Consider the following 317-nt stretch of genomic DNA (forward strand, 5'->3'; position numbering starts at 1 on the left):
GCTTGCGCCAAGTCTGTCGGCCGGTGGAGCAAGAGCTCTGTCTTCAAGATGCCGTTGACCCGCTCTGCCAGGGCGTTTTGGTAGCAGTCGTAGCCATCAGTCATTGAGCACGTGATGCCATGCTTGGCATGGAGCTTTTGATAAAGCGCCGAGCAGTACTGCACACCTCGATCTGAGTGATGAACCAGTTTCTGGCATGTTCGACGCGTCTTCAAAGCCATGCGCAAGGCTTGAGCCACCGAGTCGGCATGTAAGCTGCCATGCACGTGATAGCCGACTATTTTTCTCGAGAAGGCATCCGTCACCAGACTCAAATA

1 protein-coding gene is annotated in these 317 nt (G+C 54.3%); it reads right to left on the reverse strand.

Annotated elements, in window-relative coordinates; all coding sequences use genetic code 11:
- Positions 1-317 (reverse strand): transposase (locus ACM6JM_RS19285; RefSeq protein WP_414882355.1); only part of this gene is annotated, 317 nt, incomplete at both ends.

The sequence above is a fragment of the Pseudomonas sp. IT-P2 genome (assembly GCF_949767575.1).
GTDB classification, from domain to species: domain Bacteria; phylum Pseudomonadota; class Gammaproteobacteria; order Pseudomonadales; family Pseudomonadaceae; genus Aquipseudomonas; species Aquipseudomonas pharyngis.